The organism is Actinomadura sp. J1-007 (assembly GCF_009793335.1).
GTDB classification, from domain to species: domain Bacteria; phylum Actinomycetota; class Actinomycetes; order Streptosporangiales; family Streptosporangiaceae; genus Spirillospora; species Spirillospora yumaensis.
Map to the genome: position 1 here is coordinate 5,906,992 of NZ_WING01000001.1, position 17,088 is coordinate 5,924,079.

Below are 17,088 nucleotides of genomic sequence, written 5' to 3' on the forward strand. Positions count from 1 at the left end.
TACGCATGGTCGATCGATGCTAACTCCCACCGGTTCGCCGTATCAGTGGCATCCGATACAGAACGGGCCGCGGATGTTGGCGATCGTAGGGCCGGAACCGGTGCGCCCGCGGCCGGCGCACGGGAAAGCCGTCACTTGACAATCACTTGGCATCGTCGCATCCTTGGTGGGTCGGCACCATCGACGTCAGTGAGGGTGGCCCGTGAGAGCAGAGACGATGCCGTCAGCCCGCGACCGGCGCGCCGAGGTCAGGCGCCTCATCGACGCCATGGAGCACGCCAAGGTCATCAGCGACGGCCACTTCGGCGCGCTCGGGATGATCATCACCGACGCCTCGCTCTGTGCGGACGAGCCCGCGCTCGTCGAGGTGCAGGACGGCTTGCAGTGGCTGCACCGGCACTATCTCGACGTCAACGCCCTCGACGGCGAGCAGCGGGAGCAGCGCGGCCGGATCCTCGGCCTGATCGACGTCGTCCACTGGGCTCTGCGGCGCCTGCCGTCCGGGCTCCAGCTCGCCTTGCAGCCCGACGGCCACGCCGCCCGGTTCCTGCAAGCCGTGGCGCGGCGGCAGGGGCTGTCCAACCAGCAGCTCGCCGCCGAACTCGGCACCGACGAGACCGAGATCAGCAGGGTCGGCCGCAAACTGCTGGCGGCCGGTGTCGTGTGGCGCCGCAAGGAATGGCGCCAGAACGCCTGGGACATCACCCCGCGCGGGCGCCACTACCTGGAGACCTCGGGCCTGGCCGGTGACCTGCCGGAACGCCCCGCCGAGGCCGCACCCAGGGGCGGCACGCGCGCCCCGCTGCCCGAGCCCGCCCCGACACGCCGCGACCAGGGCCCGCGCCGTTCGCCCACCCCGGCCGACGACCCCAACGCCTCCCGCGGCTGACCATCCCGCATCGATCCGCCGTCGACTGTCGGCTTCCGTTCGCGGCCGACCGGCTGCTGAGGGCGCGCAGGAGCTCGGACGGATAAGCGTCCAGTTCCTGGGCCACTTCTTCGGGCAGGCCCGTGGTCGGCAGTGCGGTCATCCTCTGTGGCCACCCCCGCGGTCGGCCCCCGGCCGGGCGCGCTCCTCCGTGCCCGGCCTCGCCGTGCCCTCAGCCGGTCCGGTCCTAGCCCCGTCCGGATCTTCGCTCGGCCCGTGTCTTGGCTCGGTCCTTCATTTTGTGTGGCCCGTGTGCTCGCCTTGTCCGTTCGTTCGGTTGGTTCGTGCGCTTGGTCTGGTGTGCCTACGGGCTTGCGATTTGGGAATTGCTGGCGGGGTGTGTTTTTGGGTGGCGGAAGGCACTTAAAGGCTTTTCGTTTGGTGGCGGGTGGGGTTGGATTTCTTTTGTGGCAGTGGTTAGGGGAATGAGTGTTTGTTGCTGGTCGGGGAATGGGTTTTGGGGCTGGTGGTGGCTGAGGGGTGTGTGTGGCTCGGGTTGTTGATCGTTGTTCGGGGTGGCAGGTAGATATCTCATGCGGTCGGGCTCACGCATTGCCTCTGCCTGTGCTTGTCACTTAGAGTTACGAACGATTACACAGAGCAATGAACGTGTGGGGCGGGTCTGGAACGGCCTTGCGCGGGAGGGGACGGGGCGGTGGCGGAAGGCGTGACTGTGGCCGAAGGGGTCGAGCCTGAGTGGGAGTTGCCGCCGATCTTCTGTCCGCTGGATCCGGCGGTGAATCCGGCGCGGCGGCGGGTGGAACGGCGTGCCATCGACTGTATCGACCAATGGGGGCTGTGCGCGGACGCGCGTGAACGCGTCCGTGTCATCGGGACCAGGAGCGCCGATTTCTATGCGCGGTTCGCGCCGGACGCGGGCGAGGACGGGCTGCTCGCGGCGGCCTTGTGGGTGTACTGGGGATTCGCCTTCGACGACGCCCGCTGCGACACGGGTTTCTACCGGGGGCGGCCGTCGGAGTTCGTGCCGATGGCGGCGCGGATTCAGCGTGCGCTGGAGAGTCCGGTCGCGACGGCCGACGGCGATGTCTTCGCCCGGTCGTTGCAGGACATCGCCGCGCGGTTCCACCGGGCGGGTACGCCCGTGCAGTTCCAGCGGTTCGTCGCGGCGCACCGCGCGTGGCTGGTGGGGGTGGCCTGGCAGATCGCGAACGAGGCGCGCGGGCACATGCCCGGCCTGGAGGACTACGTCACCATGCGCCTGCACTCCGCCGGGGGCGAGCCGACGTTCGCCATGCTGGAGATCGCGAACGGCAGCGAGGTCGCCGCCGCGGAGATGGACTCTCCGATCGTGCGGGCTCTCACGGAGATGGCCATTCTCGTCGCGGCGCTGGACAACGACGGCCATTCCCTGCTCCGGGAACTGGAGGGCCACACCGTCCAGAACATCTACAGCGTTCTGCAAAGTGAGACGGGCGGCCCTTTCGAGGAGGCGCTCCAGGCGGCGGCGTGTCTGCGCGACCGTGTTCTGCTGCAATTCCTGCGGCTGCGGGATCGCGTCCGGCCGCGGTTGAGCGAGCCGGGCCGCTGCTATGTCGATGGGCTGGCGCACGGGATCCGGGGAAATGCCGAGTGGGGGTTGAAGGTACCGCGTTACGGCAAGGACGGAATCTCCGACGACGAATCACCCGGGATCGCCTGGGCCGAGAAACCCTTGGACGACAGCCGGGAGCCGTTGCCCATTCCGTCCATCGCCTGGTGGTGGGACGTGTGAGGGGCACCCGCCGATGAGCTTATGGGTCCGTTGCCGGACCGTCCGGCGGCGCAGCGCCGCCGGGCCGTGAGAAACCATTCGCGAGGAGGCCGGAAGACCATGACCAAACGCCGCCGCCGGGGAACCGTGCGTTATATCGGCGACCTCATCGAGGACACCTTCGACCGGGCCAGCGATGTGGAGCGCGACCTGCGCCGCGCGGCCCGTACGGCCGTCGGGAACCGGGATGACGACGACTGGGACGACGACCGGGACGACCGCGACCGGCGTTCCGACGACGAACTGGACGAGATTCTCGACGACCTTGGCGAGGTGTGCCGGAAACTGCGCCGCTACGAGACGCGTGACCGCCGTTCGGGCGATTCCCGCGGACGGCCGCCCGGACGGGACGCGGCGGAGGCCGTGCGCGACGTGCGGGAGATCGCCGGCAGCATCGCCGACCTGAACCGCAGGGTCGATGTGCTGTCACGGCAGCTCCGTTCGCAGCGGTCCGACGACGAGCCGGAGTGAGGCCGCGGCGGAGGGAACGGGATGGCGGCACGCGAGTTCGCCGGAGATCCCCGGCCGCGTCCGGCCAGGCGCCTGTGCCTTGAGGCCGACGGGTCGTTGAGCGACCCCGACGAGCAGCGTCCCGTCCCGCTGGAGGAACTGTGCGAGGACGTACGTTGCGGGCGTTCGTTCCGGGCGTACCGGCGGCGGACCGGCGCCGACTGCACGAACGAGGTGCTGGTCGAGGTCCTGCGGGCCGTTCTGCCCGGTCAGGGGCCGGACGCGGGCGGCGACGGGCCGGTCGCGCTCGTCCGCCGGCTGGTCGAGGGGATCGCCGACCAGATCGGCCTACCGGACGTCGGGGACGTACGGGAGCGGCCGGGACGGCGCGAACGCCGACGCCCGTGACGCCCGCCGTGCGGGGAGCCGGGGCCGCCCGCCACGTCGGTTCGACGGCGGATCGGCCCGGCTTCCTCCTGCTGGACGCTGACCCGCCGCCGAACAGGGCTGCGGGCGGCCCGCCGGGCCGGTACGGCGCTTTCGCTGCGGACTCTGGAGGGGTGCATGAGCGCCAAGCGGTTCATGGCCGTGGCCAAGGTGCTGGCGGAACTGGCGCGGGACGAGACCGTCGAGGCCGTCGCGGCACGCGGGCGGCGGGGAACGGCCAGCGAGGACGACGGCGAACGCGAGGACGGCGGGCACGACAGGGCTCGGGCCATCCGGCTGGCGCTGGAACGGCTGGGGCCGTTCTACGTGAAGGTCGGGCAGATGCTCTCCAACCGTCCGGACCTCGTTCCGCCGGACGTGATGGCCGAGCTGGCGAAGCTCCACGAGGACGTGTCCGTGGCGCCGTTCTCGGTGTTCGAGCCCGTTCTGGCCGCGGAACTGGGGAACGACTGGGAGGGGCGCTTCGCCAGGGTCGAGCGGGCGCGGCCGCTCGGGTCCGCGTCGCTCGCGCAGGTCTACAAGGTCGTCCTGCGCGGGGGCGGGGAGGCGGTGCTGAAGATCCAGCGGCCCGACATCCGGGCCCTGGTCCTGGACGACATGGCGATGATGCGCCGGGCGGCCCGCCGGGTGGCGCGGTGGTTCCCCGACTTCAACGCGGTGATCGACGTGGAGTCCGCGCTCACGATCATCTTCGACGCCATGCGGGCCGAGCTGGACTACACCGTCGAGGCCGCCAACATGAGGCGCGCCGGTGAGCTGGTCCGGGAGTTCGAGTTCCTCGCCGTGCCGGAGGTGATCCTCGCGACGCCGCGGGTGATGGTGCAGAGCATGGCGCCCGGCCGTTCGATCCGGGACGTCGACCGCGACCGGCTGACGGAGAAGGAGCGCGTGGGCATCGGCCGGGACCTGCTCGCGTTCATGTACCGGGGGTACTTCGTCGACCGGTTCTTCCACGCCGACCCGCATCCGGGCAACATCTTCGTCACCCCCGGCGAGAAGGCCCACCTGATCGACTGGGGGATGGTCGGACGCGTCGACCGGCGCATGAGCATGACGCTCATGACCGTCCTGCTGTGCCTGGCGCACAACGACGGGCCCGGCCTCGCGCGCGCCTGGGTGGAGCTGGGCAAGGCCACGCCGTGGGCCGACATCACCGGGTTCGCCGGAGACATGGCCATGCTCGTGCCGAAAGTCGCGACGGCCTCGCTGGAGGACCTCGACTTCGGCGTGACGCTGACGTCGGTCCTGAAGTACTCCACGCGGCGCGGCATCCAGACCAGTCCGGTGATCTCGCTGCTCGGCAAGTCGTTCTCCAACATCGAGGGCTCGGTGCGGTACCTGGCCCCCGAGCTGGCGCTGACGGAGGTGTTCGAGGAGGAGCTGCGCGGGATCCTCATCGGCCTGGCGGGGGAGTCGGTGTCGCAGCTCCAGGCCGCGCGTACCGCGATGGACCTGATGATCGGGAACACGCTGGCGCCCGAGCAGCTGCGCGGGATCGTCCGTGACCTCGCCAACCGCGACCTCACCGTGCGCGTCGGGCGGCTGCGCGACAAGGGCGCCGGAAGGCTGCTCAACGCGGGCAACGCGGCCAAGGCGGGGAGGGCGGGCCTGCCCGTCGCGGCGTCTGCCGCCGTGCTGCTGTGGCGGGCGCGCCGCCGGGACGCCGCCCGCTTCAACCGCCTTCTCCAGGCCGCCGGCCTGGAGGACCCCCGTCCGGACGGGACGCGGCGAACGGCCCCGTCCCGGTCAACGACCTCCTGAGGAGAGCCAATGGAAGCCGGATGCGACGGAACCGAGCCGGACCCGTGCGGGCCCGTACGCGAGCGCGTGGAGGCCGCCCTGGCGGAGTTCATGGACGCGCGGCTGCGGGGCCTGGAGGACGAGACGGCCGCAGCGGTTTTCGGGACGGCCCGGGATTTCGTGCTGAGCGGCGGCAAACGGATCCGGCCGCTGCTGTGCTACTGGGGGTGGCGCGGCGCGAACGGCGGCGACTGCGCCGAGATCCTCAAGGCCGCCGCCGCGTTGGAGATCTTCCACGCGTTCTGCCTCATCCACGACGACATCATGGACGACAGCGACCTGCGGCGCGGGCGGCCGAGCCTGCACCGGACGCTGGCCGGCCTGCACGCGTCCCGCCGGTGGCGCGGGGACGCCCGGCAGTTCGGCATCGCGACGGCGATCCTGCTGGGCGACCTCTGCATGACCTGGGCGGACGAGCTCCTGCACACCAGCGGCCTGCCCCGGCGCCGCCTCGCGTCCGCCCGCCGCTACTACCACCGCATGCGCTCCGAGCTCTGCTACGGCCAGCACCTCGACATCCTGGAGCAGGCGCGGGGCCCGTCCAGCACGGAACGGTCCCTGGACGTGGTGCGCTACAAGACCGCCAAGTACACGGTCGAACGCCCCCTGCATCTCGGCGGCGCGCTCGCCGGGGCGCCGCCGGGACTGCTCGCGGCCTACTCGGCGTTCGGGCTGGCGCTCGGCGAGGCGTTCCAGCTCCGGGACGACCTCCTCGGCGCGTTCGGCGACCCGGCGGTCACCGGCAAGCCCAACCTGGACGACCTGCGCAGCGGCAAGCCGACCGTCCTCGTCGCCCACGCCGTCCGGCACGCCGCGCCCGCCGAGCGCCGGCTGCTCGACCGGCTGCTCGGCGACCCGCGGCTCGGCGAGGACGGCGCCGACCTGCTGCGGCGGGTTTTGCGCGACACCGGCGCCCGCGCCGCCACCGAGAGCATGATCACCGAGCGCGGCGAGCGGGCCCGCGCCGCGCTCGCCGAGGCCCCCATCGAGCCGTGCGCCCGCCGGGCCCTCGCCGGGCTCATCGGCCCCGCCATCCACCGCACCGCCTGAACGGACCGGCCCGTCAGACGCTGGTGCCGTCCAGCCGGGACTCCGAGGGCGCGGCCACCCGGGCGGGCGGGTCCTGGCCGGGGACCTGGGCCGGGGCCCTGCGGTCCCTGAACGCCAGGGGCAGCGCGAGGAAGATCAGGACGCCCGTCAGGGCGAACGCCGGCGGGTAGCCGGTGCGGGCGGCGAGCAGGCCGAAGCCCGCGCCGCCGACGCCCATCCCGGTGTCGTACGCGACGTTCCAGATGGCGCTGACGGTGCCGTACCCGGAGGGCCGCACGCGCTCGAACATCACGGCGAGGCTGGCGTTCTGCGCGACGCCGAAGCCGAGGCCGAACACCAGCATCGCGACGACCACCGCGGCCGCGTTCGGGACGAGGACGAGGACGGCCATGCCGGCCGCGGCGGCGAGCGCGCCGGGGAGCAGCAGCCGGCCCGCGCCGTGCCGGTCCCCGTGCCGCCCCGCCCACCAGCGGCCGAACGTGGAGGCCGTCGCCTGCACGAGCAGCGCCGTGGCGGCGAGGCTCCCGCCGGGAACGGCCGTCGGGAGGAACGTCGCGATCACCCCGACGGCCATCGCGCTGACGCCGAACACGGCCGACGGGCGCAGCAGGGCGGGCGTGCGCAGGCCGCCGAGGACGCCCAGGGCCGGGGCGGACGGCTCGTGCCCCGCCGCTTGCCCCGCCGCGTGGGCCGCTGCGTGCCCCGCCGCGCGCGGCGTCCGGCGGGGAAGGAAGAGGCAGGCGGCGAACGAGACGAGGCAGGACGCGGCGGCGGCGACGAAGACGGGCGTGTAGCCGTAGTGGTCGGCGAGCCAGACGCCGGCGGGCAGGGCGAGGATGTTGGGGACGCCGATGACGACGCCGGACAGCCCGAGGCCCTCGCCGCGGCGTTCGGCGGGGACGAACTCGGCGACGAGCGCGCCGCAGACGACCACGGCGATGGCGAACCCGACGCCGCGGACGAGGCTGACGCCGAGGATCGCCGCGAGGTTCGTCGTGGCGGGCAGGGCCAGGGCGGGCAGGCCCAGCAGGAGGAAACCGGCGGCGAGGACGGGGCGGTGCCCGTACCGGGCGGTCAGGCGAGGGGTGGCGAACTCGGCGGCGACGGTGGACAGCATGAGCGCGCCCGTCGCGAAGCCCGCGCCCGTCCCGCCCGCCCCGACGGACGTCGCGTAGAGGGGAACGACCGAGAACAGCAGGTAGAAGCCGGTCATCGCGGTGAAGCTGCACACGAAGAGCACGGCGAGGGGGCCGTTGACGAGCCGGGGACGGGTTTCGCTCATGCGCTCGACGTTAGGGGCCGAGGCGGCCTGCTGTATGGTCCAGTTCCGTGGCGATCGAGTGGGCCGGTTCGAGTCCCGAACTGCTGCTGCGGCTGGAGCGCGGCGCCGCGGAACCGTTGAAGGCCCAGCTCGAACGCGGCCTGCGCGACGCGATCTGCTCCGGGCGCCTCCAGGCGGACGAGCGGCTGCCGTCGTCGCGCGAGCTCGCCCGGCAGCTCGGGATCTCGCGCGGACTCGTCCAGGACTGCTACGGCCAGCTCCACGCGGAGGGCTACCTGTGCACGCGGGCCGGGTCCGCGACGCGCGTCGCGCCGCTGAACGTACGGGACGCCCCAACGGCGACGCCGACGTCGCGCCCGTCCTCAACGCCGGGCTTGCCGGCCTCGGCCTCGATGTCGGAGGCGGCCGCTAGGTTGCGGATCGACTTCGCCGCGGGGGTGCCCGACCTCGGGAGCTTCCCGCGCGGCGACTGGTGCTGGGCGCAGCGGGAGGTCGCCCGCACCGTGCCCAACGCGGAGCTGGGCTACGGGGATCCACGCGGCAGCGGCGCCTTCCGCGAGGTGGTGGCGGGCTACCTCAGGCGCGTCCGCGCGGCGGTCGCGCAGCCCGAACGGATCGTCGCGTGCACGGGCTTCGGGCAGGGGCTCGGCATCGTGCTGCGGGTGCTCGTGCGCAGGGGCGTACGGCGCGTGGCGTTCGAGGACCCCGGATACGGCGACGGCGCCACCCGGGCGGCCGTCGAACGCGCCGGGATCGAGGCCGTACCGGTGCCGGTCGACGAGCACGGCGTCGTGGTGGACGCGCTCGCGGGCGTCGGCGCGGTCGTCGTCACCCCGGCGCACCAGTGGCCGACGGGCGTCGTCCTCGCGCCCGAGCGCCGCCGCGCGCTCGTCGCCTGGGCGCAGGCGGAGGACGCGGTGGTCATCGAGGACGACTACGACGCCGAGTTCCGGTACGACCGCGAGCCCGTCGGGTCGTTGCAGGGCCTCGACCCCGACCGGGTGATCGCGCTCGGCACGGTCAGCAAGTCGCTGGCCCCGGCCGTACGGCTCGGCTGGATCCTGTGCCCGGCGTGGGCGCTCGACGAGATCGCGGAGGACAAGCGCGTCGACGACCGCGGCTCGCCCGTGTTCGACCAGCTCGCGGTGGCGGCGCTGATCGAGTCGGGACGGTACGGCCGCCACCTGCGGCACATGCGCGCCGTCTACGCCAAGCGCCGCGCGGCGCTGGTCGCGGCGCTCGCCGAGCACGCGCCGGGCGTTCGGCTCACCGGCCTGGACGCCGGCTTCCACGCCGTCGCGCACCTTCCCTCGACTCGCCGCGAGGCGGAGCGCGAGGTCGTGGAGGCGGCGCGGGAACGGTCGGTCGGGCTGTACGGGATGAGCGAGTTCCGCGCGGACCGCGCCGCCACCCCGCCGCAGCTCGTGCTCGGCTTCGGCAACCTCGGCGAGGGCCCCATCCGCGAAGGCATCGCCCAACTCGGCGCCGTCCTCCGCCCCCACCCCTGAGCAACGCCTCCGCCCGGCGCCTTCGTTCCGTTCCGGGGGGGCGCGGAAGGGGGTGGAGGGGGTGGTGGGGGTGGGGCGTGTGGTTGGAGGCGGTTTTCGGGGGCGGCTTGTCAGTTGACTGCTAAGAGTGCCCGGTGAGCATGTGAAGAGAGTTCATTCCACTCCTTGACGTGCTGGGGGACAGTCGTCAGCGATCACTTTCCGGCTCCCATCCCTGGAGTGACGATGAGACTACGAACCCTGCTCACCTCGACGGCGCTCGCCGCCGCCGCGGTCGCGGTGCCCGCCGCGGTGGCCGCGCCGCCGGCGGTGGCCGCGCCGGCGGGGTGCACCGCGTCCGAGGCCGACATCTACGCGGCGGCGGGCGGTGTGTCCGGGAACCCGGGCGACCTGCTGGCCTGCCGCGAGGTGAAGCTGTCCAACATCCCGGGCGACATCCCGATGAAGGGCTACAAGGTCCGGTACGTCTCGACCGACGCCAAGGGCGCCAAGAACGTCGTGACCGGGACCGTGGCCGTCCCGACCGCGGCGTGGACGAAGGGCGGGTCGCGGCCGACCGTCGCGTTCAACCCGGGGACGCTCGGGTCGGGGCAGCAGTGCGCGTTCTCCAAGCAGCTCGCCGGGCAGTTCGTCGACATGTACGAGGGCGGCAACCTGGCGCTGTTCCTGAAGGCCGGGTACGCGGTCGCCGCGACCGACGGCGTCGGGTACGTCGCCGGCCAGGTGCACACCTACATGATCGGCGCGAACGCCGGGCACGCGCTGCTCGACGCGGTCCGCTCGTCCCGCCAGATCCCCGGCGGCACGCTGAAGCCGGACGGCAAGGTCGGCATCTCCGGCTACTCCGAGGGCGGCGCGGCGTCGCTGTGGGGCGCGCAGCTCGCCTCGTCGTACGCCCCCGAGCTCGACGTGGTCGGCGCCGCGGCGGGGGGTGTGCCGGGAGACCTGAAGCTGACCGCCAAGCAGCTGAACGGCAGCCTGTTCGCGGGCTTCCTCGCCGACGCGCTCGTCGGCCTGAACGCCGCCTACCCCGAGATGCCGTTCAACGAGCTGATGAACGACCAGGGCAAGCAGGCCATCAAGGACGTCAAGGGCAACTGCCTGTTCGGGACGCTCGCGGTGTTCCTCGGCGCCAAGGTCGAGAACTACTCCAAGCAGAAGCTGACCCTCGACCAGCTCTACGCGCTCAAGGGCCCGGACGGGACGAGCTGGGGCGAGATCGTCGACCGGCAGAAGCTCGGCGTGGACATCGGCACGGCGTCGTCGGGCGCCAAGTACAAGATCGGCTTCCCGGTGTTCCAGTACCGCGGCTGGCTGGAGGAGATCATCCCCCACGAGACCGAGGACGGCACCCGCGCCGCGTACTGCAAGGCCGGGATCAACACCACGTGGAAGAACACCTACCCGACCGAGCACCTGTCGACCGACTGGGGCGCGGCCGGCGACGTCACCAACTTCCTCGGCGACCGTTTCGAGGGCAAGCCCGTGAAGGGCAACTGCTGACCCGGCCCAGCGCCCCCGCCCCGCCCCGCCGCGCGCGGGGCGGGGCGACCCGCCGCCGCACACCGGAGGAGACCTGCCATGACAGCGGGCGTCGCCGACGCCGGAAGCCGCACCCCCCAGCCCGACATCTCCGGCAAGGTGCCGTTCCCCGAACGGATCGCCGTCGTCGTGTTCGTGATCGGGCCCATCGCCGGGCTGCTCGCCGCCGTCCCGTTCTTCTGGGGCTGGGGGCTCGGCTGGACCGACGTCGCCATCTTCGCGTTCCTCTACCCGTTCAACGCGCTCGGCGTGACCGTGGGCTACCACCGGCACTTCACGCACGGCGCGTTCAAGGCCAAGCGCTGGCTGCGGATCACGCTCGCGATCCTCGGCGGGCAGGCCATGCACGGCTCGGTGATCCGCTGGGTGGCCGACCACCGGCGGCACCACAAGTACGCCGACCAGGAGGGCGACCCGCACTCGCCGTGGGCGTACGGGCCGGGCGTGTGGGGGCTCACCAAGGGCCTCTACCACGCGCACATGGGCTGGCTGTTCGGCAAGGAGCGGACCTCGCGCAGCAAGTACTGCCCGGACCTGCTCAGGGACAGGGACATCCGGTTCCTGTCGCTCGACCCCGTCTACGCCGTGATCGTCGCCTCGACGTTCCTGGTGCCGATGGGCCTCGGCGCGCTGCTCACCTGGTCGTGGCACGGCGCGGTGACGGCGCTGTTCTGGGCCGGGCTGATGCGGGTGTTCGTCGGCGACCACATCACGTTCTCGATCAACTCCATCTGCCACGTGTTCGGCAAGGAGGACTTCAGGACGCGCGACAAGGCGCGGAACGTGTGGTGGCTCGCGATCCCGTCGTTCGGCGAGTCGTGGCACAACCTGCACCACGCCGACCCGACCTGCGCGCGGCACGGCGTCCTCAAGGGCCAGATCGACATCAGCGCGCGCGTCATCTGGCTGATGGAGAAGGCCGGGTGGGTCTGGGACGTCCGCTGGCCGGACGAGCAGCGCCTCGCCTCCCGCCGCGTCCGCTGACCCGTCGCGTCCGCTGACCCGCCGCGTTCCCTGGCCCGCGGCGTGCGCCGACCCGCCGCGCCCGCCGCGCCGGCCGGGCCGCGGCCTCCGAAGACCGCCTCCGGATTCATGGAGCACGCAGACATGACCACCCTGCCCGAACTCGACAGCACCCCGCTGATCTCGCGGCTGGCGCGGTTCGCCGAGGAGTTCCCCGACGACCGCGCGTACACGTTCATGGACTACATGTCCGACCCCGACGGCGTCGCGCTCGACGTCACGTGGGGCGAGCTCGACCGGCGCGCCCGCGCGATCGCCGCCGCCGTGCGCGCCGCGACCTCCCCGGGCGAACGGGTCGCGATCCTCGCGCCGCAGACGCTCGACTACGTCGCCGGGTTCCTCGGCGCGATGTACGCGCGGGTCATCGGCGTGCCGCTGTTCTCGCCCGACCTGCCCGGCCACGGCGACCGGCTGCTCGCCGTCTACCGCGACGCCGAGCCCGACTGCGTGATCACCACGAGCGGCGCGCTGCCGCACGTGCGCGCGTTCCTCGCCGACGAGTCCGTCCGGCCGCCGAAGGAGGTGATCGTCGCCGACGAGGCCGACCTCTCGCTGGACTTCGCGCCCGAGCCGATCGACCCGGGCGACGTGGCGTACCTCCAGTACACCTCGGGCTCCACCCGGACGCCCGCCGGGGTGATCATCACGCACGGCAACTTCGCGACGAACGCCGAGCAGCTCTGGCGCACGTTCGAGGGCATCCCGCGCGAGTCGACCGGCGTCAACTGGCTGCCGGTCTTCCACGACATGGGCCTGGTCACGACCGTCGCGCTGCCGCTGGTGTACGGCAACCCGGGCGTGATCATGGACCCGGTGGCGTTCGTCATGCGGCCGGTGCGGTGGCTGGAGCTGCTGAGCGCGCAGGACCACGCGTTCACCGGCGGCCCGAACTTCGCCTACGAGTACCTGACCGCGCAGGTCACCGCGGAGGAGAAGGAGCGCCTCGACCTCAGCGGCGTGCAGGTGTTCATGAACGGCGCCGAGCCGATCAGGGAGAGCACGCTCACCGGGTTCTACGAGGCGTTCCGCGACTGCGGGCTGCGGCCCGAGGCGCAGGTCTGCGCGTACGGGCTGGCGGAGGCGACGGTGTACGTGTCGGCGTCGTCGCGGTTCCGCGAGCCGACCCGGACGGCGTTCGAGCGCGAGCCGCTGCGGCACGGCGTCGCGGTGCCGTCCGCCCCCGGCGCGCCCGGCGCGGTGGAGCTGATCGCGTGCGGGACGTCGTTCGGCCAGCACGTCGTGATCGCGGACCCGGACACCGGCCGCCGCAAGCCGGACGGCGAGGTCGGCGAGATCTGGGTGCACGGCCCGAACGTCGCGGCGGGCTACTGGGGACGCCCCGAGCAGACGGCCGAGACGTTCCACGCCGTCCTGACCGACGCGTCCGGGACCGGCGGCGGGGACGGGACCGGCGGGCTGCCCGAACGGCCCTGGCTGCGCACCGGCGACCTCGGCGTCCTGCACGGCGGCGAGCTGTACGTCACCGGCCGGATCAAGGACCTGGTCATCGTGGACGGCCGCAACCACTACCCGCAGGACATCGAGTACACGGTCTCCAACGCGCACAAGGGCATCCGCCGCGAGTACGTCGCGGCCGTCGCCGTCGACACGGGCGACGCGGGCGGCACCGAGGGGCTCGTCGTGATCGCCGAGCGGAACCGCCGCGTCCCGATCGCCCTGCTGGACGCGGACGAGGTCGCGCGGTCGGTCCGCGCCGCGGTGAACGCCCAGCACGACCTGCGCGTGCACGACGTCGTCCTGATCGAGCCGGGCGGGCTGCCCCGCACCAGCTCCGGCAAGATCGCCCGCTCCGCGTGCCGCGCCGCGTACCTCGACGGCACCCTCCCGCTCGCCGCGAGACCCGCCCCGGCCTGACCGTTCCGCGGAGGCGGGGCGTCCGCTCTCGGCGTGCCGTCGTCATCGGTGGCTCGTGGCGGCGGCGCGCCGAGGTCCGGCCGCGCGGGCGGGCGGGGACGCGCGTGGGCGGGGCCGGGCCCGGGGCCAGTGCCTGTCAGTGCCCGTCCGGGGCGTTCTGCCTCAGCCAGACGGGCAGCAGGAGCATGAGTTCGAGGCGCAGGTCGGGGTCCTCGATGTCGTAGTCGAACAGGTCGTGGAGCTGCGCCATCCGGTAGCGGACGGTCTGCGGGTGCACGCAGAGGGCGTCGGCGGCGTCGGTCGCGTTGAACCCGTGCTTCAGGCACTCCAGCATCGTGGCGGCCAGCCGCGCGCCGCGCTGCGGCCCGACCTTGGCCAGCGCGGCGAGCCGGTGGCGGGCGGCGGTCTCGGCGAGCGTCCGGCCCTCCTGGAGCAGCAGTTCGGGCAGGTGGCGGTCGGCGTAGACGAGGGTTCCCGGCTCGGCGTCCTTGCCGCGGGTCCCGTCCAGCCCGCCGCCGGTCACCAGGTCGAGGGTGCGGTGCGCCCAGCGCAGCGACACGCCCGCCTGCTCCAGCGGCACCGACGGTCCGACCGCGCCCGTCCAGCCCGCGAGCGTCGCGGTCAGCCGGTCGGGTCCGCCGGGACGGTCGGGATCGGGCATCACCAGGCAGGGACGGCCCCGGTCGAGCCCGCTCAGCAGGAACGGCGGCAGCCCGGTCGGCCCCTCGCCGCCGCTGCCGGGACGGGGCGCGAGCGCGATCACGGCGAGCCGTCCCGGCAGCGTCCACCCGGCCAGCCCGGCCTGCTCGGCGACCACCTCGCGCGGGACCGGCGGATCGGACAGCAGCAGGCTCATCAGCCGGTTGCGGCGCTGCTCGCGTTCCCCGGCGGCCTTCTCGCGCGCCCGCGAGTAGCCCTGCGCGGCGGCCGACGCGAGCAGGTCGAGGTAGGCGAAGTTGACCTCGGTCAGCGAGATCGCCACGTCGCGGGGCTTGCGGAGCCGTTCGGCCTCGCGGGCCAGGTAGCGCCACGCCGTGCGGGACGCGACCCGCAGGGCGCTCTGGAGGTGTTCGAGGTCGCGCCCCTCGACCGCCTCGCCGTACCCGATGTCGAAGAAGACCTGGTGGACCTCCTGCCACGGCGCGTCGGGGTCGGCGATCATCCGGACGAAGTGCCCCATCGCCCGGGACACCGCGACCCGTACGACCTCCTGGTAGTGCGGGTCGTCGCGGCGGGCGTACTCGGGGACGTGCCGGACCACGCCCTCCACCATGATGTCGGCGAGCTTCGGCAGGTGCGGACGGATCCACTGCGCCTCCTCGCGGGGGACGTCGCGCCACGGCTGCGCCGACAGGTCGTCCATGTCGGAGGCGCCCTCGAACACCGAAGTCACAGCGTTACCTCCCGAAGCAGACGCCCGAGCCGCCAGGCTAGGTACCGCGCACTTCGTGCAACACTCAAGAGTCTGATAACCCTTTCGGCGGCGGATTATCACTTCGGGACAACGCGGTCCCGGCATTCCGACAAGCCGGAACGATTCAGGAATTCCAATTCGCCGCGGCGCCGCCTCCCGGCCCGCCGCGCCAGGAAGGCGGCGCCGGCGGGCGCCGGCGGGCGCCGGCGGGGCAGCGCCGGGTCAGCGCGGGGGGAGGGCGGTGATCGCGGTGGCGACGCGGTCCGGGTGGGAGACGATCGGCAGGTGCCGGGCGTCCGGGACGATCGTCGGGGCGGGCGCGCCGATGAGCCGCGCCGTGTCGTACGGGGCCGAGCGCGAGAACACGTCGTCGTCCGCGCCGAAGACCACGGACTTCGGGACGTTCAGCCGGGCCAGCTCGCCGACGCGCCGTTCGGGCAGGCCGACGACGCCCTCCATGCGCCACAGCGCGCTCTCGGCGCCGGCGACCTGGAACGGCCGCCGCCACCGGTCCACGCCGGCGCGGTCGAGGCGCGGGCACGCCGGTCCGCACTGCGAGCCGTAGATCTTCCGGATCACCCAGTCCGAGCGGATCCCGAGGCGCAGCAGCGTCGTCCGGTACGGGTTGCGGACGATCTTCCGCACGTCGTCGGCGCCCGCCCCGGCGCCGGTGTCGAGCGCGTCCCCGTCCACGAAGACCAGGCCGCCGACCCGTCCGGGCGCGCGCAGCGCCGCCGCCGCGACGATCCCCGCGCCGCTGGAGTGCCCGACGAGCGTGGCGCGCGGCAGCCGCAGGGCGTCCATGACGCCGATGAGCTGCGCCGCGCCGTGCTCGGCGTCGAACGGTCCGCGCCGCTCGCTGTAGCCCCAGCCGCTCACGTCGAACGCGTACACGCGGTACCGCGCGGCGAGCCGTTCGGCGACGGGGGCCCATGTGTCGGACGACTCCGCCGCGCCGTGCACCAGCACGATGGGCGGCCCGTTGACGCCCCATGAGCTGTATCGCGTACGGATTCCGTCGGCCGAAACGAAACGCAATCCCGCGGGTTCGCGCGCGCGTTCCGCCGTCGCGGCGTTATAGATGAACGAGAACGAGGTGACAAGGACGAAAAACGCGATCCCGGTCGCCAGAAGGCGTCGCGTCCATTTCCACCGCCGCCGTGGCCGTTCCGCGGATTTTCCCCGCCGCCACGGTTTTCGGCCCGCTCCGCCCGCTCGGCCTGCTCCGGCCGGTCGCGGGGACGCGTCGTCAAGGCCGCCCTGGGCGGGGGAGTGGTCGGCTTCGCCGGCCGAGCGCTGGACGGTCATGTCGCCTCTCTTTCGGTCCTGTCCAGCCTTCCAACCGGCGGACGCGGCGTCATCCGGCCTTGAGAGCAACCGCGACTGCACCTGCCGCAGTACCGGAGGGGCCGCCCGTACCCCGCAAGACGCACACCGCCGCCAACGCGCCCAACGGAGCGGCGTCGTCAGCAGGCGGACGGAAACCCGCAGCCCGCGCGCGAACGGCGCGCCGCGTCAGCGCTCGGGTGGGACGAGGTGGCGGGTGCGTAGGGCGAGTGCGATGTCGAGCGGTTGCGCGGCGGGCGGGCGGACCGTCCGCGGATCCCACCACGCGCACGCGGCGATCTCGTCGTTCGGCGCGAACCGTCCGGCGGGCCGCGCGACGCGTCCGGTGAAGACGGCGCCGAACTCGACGCGGCGCTCCGCTCCGAGGCGGAACCGCGCGCATCCCGCGTACCGCAGTCCGGGCGCCTCCTCGCCGGTCTCCTCGCGCAGCTCGCGGACGGCCGCCTCGCGCGGGGACTCGCCCGGGTCGAGCAGGCCGCCGGGCAGCTCCCACTGGCGCCGCTCGTTCCCGTACACCAGCAGGACGGACGGCCCGTGCCACAGCGCCACCAGCGCGAGCGGCAGCGGGGACATCCAGTCCGCGATCTCCGCGTCCTCGAAGAACCCCGTGAGCTCGTTGCCCGCCGCGTCCCGCGCCGGCACCTCGTCCAT

At 73.1% G+C, this 17,088-nt stretch carries 14 protein-coding genes; 10 read left to right on the plus strand and 4 right to left on the minus strand.

Going from position 1 to position 17,088, the window contains the following annotated elements; translation table 11 throughout:
* The first annotated feature begins 202 nt into the window (after nt 1-202).
* From GEV43_RS26845 to GEV43_RS26870, 6 genes are all read left to right on the plus strand, one after another.
* The gene (locus GEV43_RS26845; protein ID WP_160823084.1) at nt 203-889 is read left to right on the plus strand and encodes a hypothetical protein; all 687 of its coding nucleotides are present in this window, start codon (nt 203-205) and stop codon (nt 887-889) included.
* Nucleotides 890-1,583: 694 nt separating this feature from the next.
* Nucleotides 1,584-2,660 carry a terpene synthase family protein gene (locus GEV43_RS26850; protein ID WP_206681293.1) on the plus strand — a complete coding sequence of 359 codons (1,077 nt, stop codon included), beginning with the start codon at nt 1,584-1,586 and terminating at the stop codon, nt 2,658-2,660.
* Between the two features lie 99 nt (nt 2,661-2,759).
* Nucleotides 2,760-3,170 carry a hypothetical protein gene (locus tag GEV43_RS26855; RefSeq protein ID WP_160823085.1) on the plus strand — a complete coding sequence of 137 codons (411 nt, stop codon included), beginning with the start codon at nt 2,760-2,762 and terminating at the stop codon, nt 3,168-3,170.
* Nucleotides 3,171-3,191: 21 nt separating this feature from the next.
* Complete coding sequence (locus GEV43_RS26860) at nt 3,192-3,557, plus strand: hypothetical protein (RefSeq protein WP_160823086.1); 366 nt, start codon at nt 3,192-3,194, stop codon at nt 3,555-3,557.
* A 156-nt stretch (nt 3,558-3,713) separates the two neighbouring features.
* Complete coding sequence (locus tag GEV43_RS26865; RefSeq protein ID WP_160823087.1) at nt 3,714-5,357, plus strand: AarF/ABC1/UbiB kinase family protein; 1,644 nt, start codon at nt 3,714-3,716, stop codon at nt 5,355-5,357.
* A gap of 9 nt (nt 5,358-5,366) precedes the next feature.
* Nucleotides 5,367-6,446 (plus strand): polyprenyl synthetase family protein, encoded by a 1,080-nt coding sequence (locus tag GEV43_RS26870; RefSeq protein ID WP_160823088.1) that lies wholly within the window; start codon nt 5,367-5,369, stop codon nt 6,444-6,446.
* Between the two features lie 13 nt (nt 6,447-6,459).
* Here GEV43_RS26870 and GEV43_RS26875 read toward each other — a convergent pair whose 3' ends face one another.
* The gene (locus tag GEV43_RS26875) at nt 6,460-7,764 is read right to left on the minus strand and encodes an MFS transporter (protein ID WP_309240043.1); all 1,305 of its coding nucleotides are present in this window, start codon (nt 7,762-7,764) and stop codon (nt 6,460-6,462) included.
* An 11-nt stretch (nt 7,765-7,775) separates the two neighbouring features.
* Here GEV43_RS26875 and GEV43_RS26880 point away from each other — a divergent pair, with 11 nt between their 5' ends.
* The 4 genes from GEV43_RS26880 (at nt 7,776) to GEV43_RS26895 (ending at nt 13,676) form a co-directional block, all read left to right on the plus strand.
* Entirely contained in the window at nt 7,776-9,236 is a 1,461-nt protein-coding gene (locus GEV43_RS26880) for a PLP-dependent aminotransferase family protein (protein ID WP_160823090.1), read from the plus strand.
* A 225-nt stretch (nt 9,237-9,461) separates the two neighbouring features.
* A complete protein-coding gene (locus tag GEV43_RS26885) occupies nt 9,462-10,739 on the plus strand; it encodes a lipase family protein (protein ID WP_160823091.1) in 1,278 nt (425 codons plus the stop codon).
* Nucleotides 10,740-10,817: 78 nt separating this feature from the next.
* Nucleotides 10,818-11,762 carry an acyl-CoA desaturase gene (locus tag GEV43_RS26890; protein WP_160823092.1) on the plus strand — a complete coding sequence of 315 codons (945 nt, stop codon included), beginning with the start codon at nt 10,818-10,820 and terminating at the stop codon, nt 11,760-11,762.
* Between the two features lie 123 nt (nt 11,763-11,885).
* Complete coding sequence (locus GEV43_RS26895; RefSeq protein WP_160823093.1) at nt 11,886-13,676, plus strand: fatty acyl-AMP ligase; 1,791 nt, start codon at nt 11,886-11,888, stop codon at nt 13,674-13,676.
* Nucleotides 13,677-13,812: 136 nt separating this feature from the next.
* Here GEV43_RS26895 and GEV43_RS26900 read toward each other — a convergent pair whose 3' ends face one another.
* The 3 genes from GEV43_RS26900 to GEV43_RS26910 form a co-directional block, all read right to left on the minus strand.
* Complete coding sequence (locus tag GEV43_RS26900) at nt 13,813-15,069, minus strand: helix-turn-helix domain-containing protein (protein ID WP_309239860.1); 1,257 nt, start codon at nt 15,067-15,069, stop codon at nt 13,813-13,815.
* Between the two features lie 243 nt (nt 15,070-15,312).
* Nucleotides 15,313-16,128, minus strand: a complete 816-nt coding sequence (locus GEV43_RS26905; protein WP_160823094.1) for an alpha/beta fold hydrolase — start codon at nt 16,126-16,128, stop codon at nt 15,313-15,315.
* Nucleotides 16,129-16,605: 477 nt separating this feature from the next.
* Nucleotides 16,606-17,088, minus strand: a complete 483-nt coding sequence (locus GEV43_RS26910; protein ID WP_160823095.1) for an NUDIX hydrolase — start codon at nt 17,086-17,088, stop codon at nt 16,606-16,608.